Source organism: Chamaesiphon polymorphus CCALA 037 (assembly GCF_003003845.1).
Lineage (GTDB): Bacteria > Cyanobacteriota > Cyanobacteriia > Cyanobacteriales > Chamaesiphonaceae > Chamaesiphon > Chamaesiphon polymorphus.
In genome coordinates, this window is record NZ_PVWO01000198.1 from 1 (window position 1) to 9753 (window position 9753).

Annotated in this window: 9 protein-coding genes; 3 read left to right on the plus strand and 6 right to left on the minus strand. The window is 45.3% G+C overall.

Annotated features, from left to right (window positions below):
• Positions 1 to 606 precede the first annotated feature (606 nt).
• Entirely contained in the window at positions 607 to 1758 is a 1152-nt protein-coding gene (locus C7B77_RS15540) for a glycosyltransferase (protein WP_106306539.1), read from the plus strand.
• Positions 1759 to 2012: 254 nt separating this feature from the next.
• On the opposite strand, the gene C7B77_RS15545 is transcribed toward C7B77_RS15540, so the two are convergent.
• From C7B77_RS15545 to C7B77_RS15570, 5 genes are all read right to left on the minus strand, one after another.
• Positions 2013 to 3026, minus strand: coding sequence for a type I glyceraldehyde-3-phosphate dehydrogenase (locus C7B77_RS15545; protein ID WP_106306542.1), 1014 nt, complete (start codon positions 3024 to 3026; stop codon positions 2013 to 2015).
• A gap of 359 nt (positions 3027 to 3385) precedes the next feature.
• On the minus strand, positions 3386 to 4201 hold the full coding sequence (larE, locus tag C7B77_RS15550) for an ATP-dependent sacrificial sulfur transferase LarE (RefSeq protein WP_106306545.1): 816 nt from the start codon (positions 4199 to 4201) through the stop codon (positions 3386 to 3388).
• Positions 4202 to 4717: 516 nt separating this feature from the next.
• Positions 4718 to 5617, minus strand: a complete 900-nt coding sequence (gene menA, locus C7B77_RS15560; protein WP_106306548.1) for a 2-carboxy-1,4-naphthoquinone phytyltransferase — start codon at positions 5615 to 5617, stop codon at positions 4718 to 4720.
• A gap of 211 nt (positions 5618 to 5828) precedes the next feature.
• Entirely contained in the window at positions 5829 to 7049 is a 1221-nt protein-coding gene (locus C7B77_RS15565; RefSeq protein ID WP_106306551.1) for a hypothetical protein, read from the minus strand.
• 4 nt (positions 7050 to 7053) lie between these two features.
• A complete protein-coding gene (locus C7B77_RS15570; protein WP_106306553.1) occupies positions 7054 to 7956 on the minus strand; it encodes a shikimate dehydrogenase in 903 nt (300 codons plus the stop codon).
• Positions 7957 to 8120: 164 nt separating this feature from the next.
• On the opposite strand from C7B77_RS15570, the gene C7B77_RS15575 reads away from it, so the two are divergent.
• Entirely contained in the window at positions 8121 to 8594 is a 474-nt protein-coding gene (locus C7B77_RS15575; protein ID WP_106306556.1) for a Dps family protein, read from the plus strand.
• A 201-nt stretch (positions 8595 to 8795) separates the two neighbouring features.
• Positions 8796 to 9419: a helix-turn-helix domain-containing protein gene (locus tag C7B77_RS15580; RefSeq protein ID WP_106306559.1), complete on the plus strand. Its 624-nt coding sequence runs from the start codon at positions 8796 to 8798 to the stop codon at positions 9417 to 9419.
• 60 nt (positions 9420 to 9479) lie between these two features.
• Here C7B77_RS15580 and C7B77_RS15585 read toward each other — a convergent pair whose 3' ends face one another.
• Positions 9480 to 9707, minus strand: coding sequence for a ferredoxin family protein (locus C7B77_RS15585; RefSeq protein ID WP_106306562.1), 228 nt, complete (start codon positions 9705 to 9707; stop codon positions 9480 to 9482).
• Positions 9708 to 9753 lie beyond the last annotated feature (46 nt).

The following is a 9753-nucleotide window of genomic DNA, read 5'->3' on the forward strand; positions in this document are numbered from 1 at the left end:
AGTGGTATCCGTACCAGTCGATTTATTGCTGGGGAAAACGCCGACTGTGGGCTGAATCTGGCTCTAATCGATCGCAGTACAGCTAGACAAAAGCTATGTATATTCACTGAGAACATCGAAGTTATTGGCTGAGATTGACAATAGATTTTTAGCCGCTTGCCATCGAGAGTCCGTAAATTCTCGGATCTACTGGCGACATTGGCTTGTTATACTTGACCACTACGGACACTAAAGAATTGCGATCGACAGCACTAATAAGTAGTGACACCGATCGCTATTACTGAAGCTCGGCTCGATAGTTCGATCTAGCGGGATTGAATATGTTGAGATTGCCCGATCGGGATAAATAAGGATACTCAGGAGTAAATCGAGTCGTCTAATTTTCAACCCAATCGCAGCAATACATAAATCGTTTTAACCGCTCATAGATCGTTCGCTTGCTGGAAATCTTACCGATTGTTTTCAGTAAGTCTAGCTAATAAATACCTTGTATTGTTAATTTTGACAATTCCTGGCACGTAAAGCCAATAGGATGAGTCTATTTCGTTACGAGTGAAGTTGTCCCCCGATATTTTCCCACCTCTATTTTGCCAGTTTAGATCGAATATGAACAAACTTTTAATGGTTACGACTGTTCCTAGTACCCTACGTAGCTTTTTGTTACCGTTTGCCGCTCATTTTCGATCGCAAGGATGGCAAGTAGACGCAATGGCTTGTGAGGTCTCAGCTTCGGTGGAATGCCAACAAGCATTCGATCGGGTGTGGGATGTTCAGTGGTCGCGCAATCCGCTAGATCCGCGCAATTTATTAGGTACGCCGCAGGTAATTCGGGAGATTGTCGCTCGCGAAAAGTACGACATCATCCACGTTCATACTCCAGTTGCGGCGTTTGTGACTCGATACGCACTCAAAGATTTACGCCAAAAATTAAGATCTAAGGTAATTTATACCGCCCATGGTTTTCATTTCTACGCAGGTGGAAATCAGCTCAAAAATGCGATTTTTATTCAATTGGAAAGGTGGGGCGGTAAGTGGACGGACTATTTAGTCACGATCAATCATGAAGATAAATATGCCGCAGAACGCTATCAACTGCTCGATCCAGAGCGAATTCGCTATATGCCTGGTATCGGCGTAGATTTAAATTATTACAATCCTCGATCGGTTGCCGAGTCAGCCGTAGTGGCAGTACGTCAAGAGTTAGGTTTGGGTGAAAACGATCGGTTATTACTATCAGTAGCTGAATTTACCGCTCGCAAGCGTCATGTCGATGCGATCGGGGCATTTGCCAAGCTAGCTCGATCGGATGTACATTTAGCTTTTGCAGGTACTGGCCCACTAAAAGAAAAGATGCAGCAACTAGCCTCCAATCTGGGTGTGGCAGATCGGATTCATTTCTTAGGTAACAGGCGCGATATTCCGGTACTAATGAGAGCCGCTACGGCAAATATCCTGGTTTCGGCACAAGAAGGACTACCTCGGAGCGTCCTAGAATCCCTAGCCTTGGAAACTCCTACCATCGGTACTAAAATTCGCGGTACTCAAGATTTACTAGCCGACGGGTGCGGATTGTTAGTAACTGTAGGCGATGTGGATGAATTGGCATCTGCCACAACTACCGTACTCGATCGACCCGAAGAAGCCGCCCAAATGAGTAAATTAGGCTCCGAGCGGATCTCTACTTACGATTTAGACTCGATCGTGAGGCTACACGAGCAGTTGTATGCGGAGGCGTTAGGAGTAGTGGATAGTGAATAGTGGATAGTGAATAGTGAATAGTGGATAGTGAATAGTGGATAGTGGATAGTTGATAGTGGATAGTTGATAGTGGATAGTTGATAGTGGATAGTTGATAGAGAGTAGTTTGCTGACGATCGACATAACGCGATCGAAAAGAAAGCCCCATCATAATGTGATGGGGCTTTCTTGTGAAGTAGAAAATGAATTAACTGCGGGCATTTGCCCGCAATCCACTATCCACTATCCACTATCCACTATTCACTATCCACTAACTACTTAACCCACTTCTCCCCAACGATTTCAGCTAGATCGACAACCCGTTGGCTGTAACCCCACTCGTTATCGTACCAAGCGATCACTTTGACCATATCATCGCCCATGACCATCGTCAGCGTAGAATCAATAGTAGAAGAGGCATCGGTGCCCTTAAAATCACTCGAAACTAGTGGCAACTCACAATAGTCTAAAATCCCTTTCATAGAACCTTCAGCGGCAGCTTTGAGGGTAGCGTTGACTTCCTCTGTAAAGGTTTTCTTCTCAACGTTGACAACCAAATCAACTACTGACACGTTGGGAGTAGGTACCCGCAGTGCGATCCCGTTGAGTTTGCCTTTGAGTTCTGGTAATACCAAAGCAACTGCTTTAGCCGCACCAGTGGAGGTGGGGACGATGTTCATCGCCGCAGCCCGCGCCCGACGCAAATCGCGGTGGGAAGCATCCAGCAGACGTTGGTCGCCAGTGTAGCTGTGAGTCGTGGTCATTGTCCCTTTGACGATGCCAAAGTTGTCATTGAGGACTTTAGCAAAAGGAGCTAAACAGTTAGTGGTACAGCTAGCGTTACTAATGATGAAGTGCTTGTTGTGGTCGTAGTCTTGATGGTTGACACCGACTACAAACGTACCGTCTTCATCCTTTCCTGGTGCTGTAATTAGCACTTTTTTCGCACCAGCATTAATGTGGCGCGAAGCACCTGCATGGCTGATGAACACGCCCGTAGACTCAATTACCAGGTCGATTTCCCAATCTTTCCAAGGTAAGTTATCGGGGTTGCGATCGGATACGCATTTAATTGTCTTGCCATTGACCGTAATCGTGTTGTCATCAGCACTGATGTCTGCATCAAATGTGCCCAACATGGTGTCATACCGGAGCAAGTGTGCGTTGGTACGGGGATCGGAAGTATCGTTAATACCCACAACTTCGATATGGCTATTCTTTCTTCCCAGCCAACACCGCATAAAATTCCGACCGATCCGCCCAAACCCATTGATCGCTACTCTAATCACAGCCTCTTGCCCTCTTGTTCTAAATTTCTAGTTATATATCCAGTGATAAAACTAGATCGTACCGCAAACTATACACATCTATAACTTTATCGATGTCAGAATAGTGACTTTTTTTTATGGATGACGATCGAGTCACTCTGTCGTCACATAAAGTTTCATTGCGCTACTGGCGATCGAGCATTACTCAAAAATTCTAATACACGAACGGGTATTCCGATCCGATCGCAGGTGGCGGACTTTTTTGGATCGAGTGCATCGCCAATACATACTTACTATTAACAAGGTTAGGGGTAAGGGGCAAAGGATAGATCGTGGGTATGTTCCTTTGCCCTTTGCCCACTTCACTAAGCCGTAGACTACTAGTTAGCAAACTGAGGTAATACTTGATTTAGCTTGCCACTGCGATATCCTTCTAAATCTAAAGTTACATAGACAAATCCAAATGACTGAAAGGCTTGGGTTAACTGGATCAGATCGGTATTAGCTACAAATTTTTGGATCAGCTCGGCTGGTAATTCGATTTTTGCGGTATCGTCACTCGATCGCACGCGCACATTTTCATAGCCCAATCGACGCAAATAAATCTCCGCTCTCCCCACGCGATTTAATTTGGGAACCGTGATTTCTTCTCCATAAGGAAAGCGCGAACTCAAGCAAGGTTGAGCGGGTTTATTCCAACACGATAAACCGATCGATCGAGCAATTTCACGCACTTCCATTTTTGTAATTCCCAGCTCGGCTAATGGCGATCGTGCGCCCCGTTCTCTAGCCGCCTGAATGCCTGGGCGGTAGTCTTGCAAATCATCAGCATTGACACCATCGATGACATAACTATACCCAAGCTTCAATCCTAAAGGCTTGAGTGTATCGTGCAGTTCGCTCTTGCAAAAATAACACCGATTCACTGGATTGGATGCATAATTAGGATTGTCCATCTCGTGAGTTTCGACAATCTGATGGGCAATTCCGATCGATTTAGCCTGCTCGATCGCATCTTCTAATTCTTCAGGTAGTAATGATGGCGATTTAGCTGTGACAGCTAAGGCTCGATCTCCTAAAACATCGTAGGCAATTTTAGCAACTAAGGTACTATCAATTCCTCCCGAATAAGCAATTAACGCTCGATCCATCTCTGCAAATAGATTGCGAAGTTTTTCTAGTTTTAGTTCTAACATTCGATTGAATTAATTTTGCATAGCGATCGTAGCTATAGTTTCTAATTATATCAAATCTGTAGCAGTGCGCTCGGGATGCGCGGGAAACCCTCGATCCACTTGCCATCGGTGCCTTGGCAGCCCTCAGTGCCCCTAGTAACACAGGGCATATGTTCGATCGGTTGAATCGAACTAGTACTGGGCGGCATAAATAAAGCCGTATTTCAATTACACAATGGCTTGCCTTTGTAAGTCCACTGGAACGGCTTTGCCATTGTGCGATTAAAGTACTCTACGAATTCTAAGATGCGAGTTTTTAGAGCTTCAGTACTACTAGTCTCGGCAAATCATCCAATTCGATCGATTAATGAATTTCGATCTGCTGGCTAATTGCAAAAATAGGCAATCGATCGCACAAACAATGCTGGCGATCGATACCAACCAAGTGAGTCGATAGAGCGACAGATATTGGTACGGCTAACCATCCACGATCCTAGCTGTCGCTCGATTTATCCCGATCTAGATCTCCAATGTGTTCTATATATAAAATCCTAAAGCTAATAATAGCCCACTCGCAAAATGCAGCCGCACTGCTAGATATTTACATGTCCGAACTCGTTCTGGTCGATCGTGATATTCCGAGACAAAATTGGTTAATTTAATTGCCAAAGGTAAGCTCAAAAAGACTAATAAAGTGGCAACCGGAAACAATCCGATCGCGACCCCAACTGCCGAAAGTGCGTAAATACTCGCCGTACTCCATTTCAACACCGCCGCGCCCATTTTCGTGCCCATGCGGACGATCGGCGATAGTTTACCAGCCGCGAGATCGTCTTTGACTTGATGAAAATGCGAACAGAATAAAATAATACTAGTAGAAATACCGATAATTAGTGAAGCTAATAAATTAGCGATCGACCATGATTGGGTTTGACTATAATAAGCTGCACTTAAAGCCAAAGGGCCAAAACAAATCGTACAAATTATTTCGCCCAAACCTTGATATCCCAATCGGAAAGGAGGGCCTTGATAACTATAGCCCAAGAAGCAACTTAATAAGACGATTTCAACGACCGTAAGATCTTGTTGCCACCAAGAAATCATTGCAATTCCAGCTATTCCTAGCCCTAAAAACAAGTTTCCCAGCCAAAACATCAAATTGCGATTGCCAGTGAGATTGACAACTGACTCAGCTTTATTGATATCGATACCCGTATCGCTATCGTACACATCATTGCTAATATTCAGCCATGCAATAATCGCGATCGCCGATAATAAAAAAGTCCCTAAAATATTGAGGTCGATCGCTTGAGTCTGGGCATAAGCCACAGCAGAACCAACGGTAATCGGAATAATTGCGACAGTATACATAGGCGGTTTAATTGCCGCCAACCATAACTTCGACTTGGGTTGGCCGACCGACTCAAATGTAGTCATAATAAAAATTAAATTTAAAATAATATTGAGAATTTCAGCCCAATCTTCTTCAAGCTACTCAATCGTAACTGCTGTGCCAATCTCTACTCAAAAAAGATAACGAATCGTAACTACTCCCGAGCTGTCGATCGGCACAGAGGAGCGGCTGCACTCTATATCTAATTAGCTATAACACGTCGTCAATTCGCCAATTGGTGCATCGCCAAGAAAATTAACACGTCAAGCTTCGATTCAAGCATCGTTCGTACTGCCCGACCAAATCGCTCGCCAGATTGAGGTCTGTAGGGCTGCTGTAGAGTACCGCGCGCGCTCGATCGGCTAAATCCATCAAAACCGGATCTTCGGCCTTCCCTTTGGCCAGAGCCTTGGCTGTGAGTGCGTCCAATCTGCCCCGCAATTCTTGTCTGGTATCGAGCGGGAGACGATTGGCGGTAAGTGCGGCTGTCGTGGCGACAGTGTAAGCCTGCACCTTCTGCATCCAATTCGTCAAGCCGATGCGCACGGCGGGAATTGTCCCGGCAGAAAACTTGGCTCTCAACCGCTCCAACCAGCGTTCTAGTTCGGCAATTTCTTCGCTAGGGATGGGCGAAACAGTCGGTAAACTATGGCTAATTTTAGACTGACTTTCTGTATAAGCAGCGATCGAGTCCCGATTGAGTTGTTGCAAATGCTGGAGCGATTGCGGTGCAGATGCAAAGTCGGCTTGCAATTGTTGGCGTTGCTGGGCGAGAGCTTCGAGTTCGCGACGCGCATTATTAAGCAATGGGGTAATATCTTGCGTAAATGCCAGATTTATCCCCAAAGGATCTCGATCGATCTGAAGCTGAAGATCGGCAAAATTAGCTTGGGCAGTTGCTAACGATGGAGGTAGATCTACTTGTAAATCTCGAACTAATTCTTGCAACTCTGCAATCGATCGATGCGTGACGATTAACTTTGATTCTAATTCCGTCCACGCCATTTCTACCGACACAAACGTATCTCTAGCAATCGCAAATGCCACCATCATCCGGTTCAATAAATCTTCCAGAGAAATCGATCGACAAACTCGATCGAGACCGATTAGATTTCTCTGGGCTAACGGTGTTTGAGCCTCCGGTAATTCGATCGATATTCCCATTAACAACTGCTCGATCTCTTGCAATTGGCTATCACTGACAAATAACGATGGTAATTCCTTGCGTAATCTACATGCCCGATCGATCTGCCGATTGAATAATTCTAAATAATCAAATAACCGCTCGATCGCCGTCAACGCCGTACTTGCCTGTTGCTGCGTCGTTCCCGTAACATTGCTAGGCGGATTGCCTACCCCACTCAAGCGTTGATAAGCAGGCAAATCGTACAATTCCAGCAAATTTCGATTGGCAGCATCACTCTTTTGCTGCCAGTCCGTCAATAATCGATCGATTTGTGCTAAAGTCAGACCCATATTATTACGATCGCTTCGATAAATGTTCGAGTAAAGCCTGACGCATAATATCGCTCGGAGCCGCCTGCTGCAACCACAACTCAAACGCGATCGCCCCTTGCTGAATTAACATCTCCAAACCATCGATCGCAATCGCACCATGCGCTTGAGCCAATTGCAAAAACTTAGTCGGTCGCGGAGTATAAATTAGATCGTAAGCGATCGAATTAGATCCGATCTTAGCCACGATCTCCGCAGTAATTGGACTGTCAGTCGTATGCGGGTGCATCCCGATTGGCGTACTATTAACCAATAACAGATTTTCTCGATCGATAAAAGTCCCCAATTCATCCCACAAATGAACGTGCAACTTTACAGGTGTGGGTACATCGCTAGAGAGCGTCTCAAGCCGAATATCCTGCCAACTCTCCCCAAACGCCGCTAACTTTGCCGCATCCCTTCCAAACACCCGAACGCTGCGACAGCCCAACTGATGGCACCCCGCCACCACCGCCCGCGCCGCCCCACCATTACCCAAAATGAGTGCCGTCGTCTCTCCCCAGTCCCGCGTCATTGCCTTGAGCGGAGCAATAAACCCTGAAATGTCTGTATTGGTACCTTGCCAGCCTTCAGGCGCGTTCCAGATGGCGTTTACCGCCCCTACAGCCTTTGCCAGCGGGCTAATATCTGCAAGCAAGGGCATAACTGCTTGCTTGTGCGGAATCGTCACGCTGCATCCGACTACACCAATGGCAGCGAAGCCAGCGAGTGCGGTAGTTAGCTGCGCTGGCGCGACATCAAATGCCACATAGCGATAATCCAAACCCAAGGCTGCAATCGCGGCATTGTGCATTACAGGCGAAAATGTATGGGCGATAGGATTGCCGATGACACCTAATAATTTTGTGGTACCAGTAATTTGAGACATGAAAGTTAGGGGTGAGGGAGTTGGCACAGACTGAGTTGTCTAGATTTACTTGAGTCAATTTGTAAAGTGTATGTATCGCGACTGTGGTTCTATCGGTCGCGATCGGTAGAATATGTAGAATATTAAGTAAGCATTGGTAAATATTCTAAGGATTACTAACAACCATGATGCAAGTAGATATTGGAATAGACGCAGATACTCGTAAGGAAATCGCCGACGGGTTATCGCGGTTGCTCGCAGATACATATACCTTGTATCTCAAGACTCATTACTTCCATTGGAATGTTACCGGGCCGATGTTTCAAACGCTCCATCTGATGTTTGAAACTCAGTATACCGAATTAGCTTTGGCAGTAGATCTAATTGCCGAACGGATTCGGGCATTAGGGTTTACCGCACCTGGAAGTTATACCGAGTACGCCAAATTAAGTTCGATTCCCGAGACGACTAGCGTACCCAAAGCCACGGAGATGATTAAACTCCTCGTCGAAGGACAAGAAGCTGTCTGTCGCACCGCTCGATCGATCTATGCTAGTGCCGAGAAAGCTAGCGACGAACCAACTGCCGATTTACTCACCCAACGGTTACAATTACACGAAAAAACTGCCTGGATGTTGAGAAGTTTATTAGACCAATAATCAATTTATTTCTGAGTAGGGTGGGCAGTGCCCACCTCTTTGTATAAAGCGTATTATTAGCATAATAGAATGGCGATCGATATTTTTTCAATAAGTAGCTGAGCACAAATATTTATTAGATAGAGATTGCCATAAACTTTGGTGGTGGGCAGTGCCCGCCCTACATAATATTTGATATTTACTCAGCAGCTAAAGTCTCGCATGAATGAAGATCGCACCGTACAGCTACAAGAATTAATGCACAAAGTCGGCATTAGTAGCTTCAAAAAATTGTACCAATTAACTAAAACTTCCGATCGCACGATTCGGAAACTGCGATCGGGCGAACTTGGCACACTGCAATGGCAAACACTAATTAATATTAGCAACACTTTACAGATATCGATCGACGAACTAATTAATATCTTTGGTAAGCAACTTAGCTCTAATGCCGATCGCCAAAAACTAGCGAGCCTTCAACAAGAATATCAACATCTCCAGCAACAATTACAACAGCAGCGAGAGACGCTCCAAGCCGAATTTCAATATCAAAGTTTGCAGACATTAGAATCTTTCTTGACTTACTTTCCTGCTGCTAAATTTGCCGCTGCTAAAAATCCAGACTTCCCAGCTAGTAAAATCTTCCCATTAGTGCAATCGATCGATCGACTCATCCAACAATGGGGTGTTACCGTAATTGGCGAAATTGGCTCTGAAGTCGCCTACGATCCGCGCTGGCATCAATTAATTGAAGGAACTGCCCAACCGGAGGAATCGGTGACAGTTAGATACGTCGGCTATCGACAAGGCGATAAGTTGATATTTAGAGCCAAAGTTAGTAATTAACTAAGCCCTGACAACATAACCCCGACTTCTTGAAAAAGTCGGGGTTATTAAGGATATAAACTAAGTAGGTGTGGATTGTAAATCTGGTCTTTCTTCTGGAAAAATTGCCCCCTCGATCGGGCAAACTTGGATGCAAATTCCACAATCAATACAGGTAGAAAAATCAATCCAATACCAATCGGTACCCAGCGTATTTTTTCCTGGGCCTTCATGAATACAGGCAACCGGACAAGCCGCTACACAGTCAGCTATACCTTCACAAACATTGGTAACGATCGAGTGGGACACAGTTTCTTCTCTACTAAATAATCAACAGCGATCGATGGTAACACAA

Coding starts and splice junctions, on each gene's coding strand:
- C7B77_RS15540 (WP_106306539.1), top strand. CDS start 607: ATGAACAAACTTTTAATGGTTACGACTGTTCCTAGTACCCTACGTAGC.
- larE (WP_106306545.1), bottom strand. CDS start 4,201: ATGTTAGAACTAAAACTAGAAAAACTTCGCAATCTATTTGCAGAGATG.
- menA (WP_106306548.1), bottom strand. CDS start 5,617: ATGACTACATTTGAGTCGGTCGGCCAACCCAAGTCGAAGTTATGGTTG.
- C7B77_RS15565 (WP_106306551.1), bottom strand. CDS start 7,049: ATGGGTCTGACTTTAGCACAAATCGATCGATTATTGACGGACTGGCAG.
- C7B77_RS15570 (WP_106306553.1), bottom strand. CDS start 7,956: ATGTCTCAAATTACTGGTACCACAAAATTATTAGGTGTCATCGGCAAT.
- C7B77_RS15575 (WP_106306556.1), top strand. CDS start 8,121: ATGATGCAAGTAGATATTGGAATAGACGCAGATACTCGTAAGGAAATC.
- C7B77_RS15580 (WP_106306559.1), top strand. CDS start 8,796: ATGAATGAAGATCGCACCGTACAGCTACAAGAATTAATGCACAAAGTC.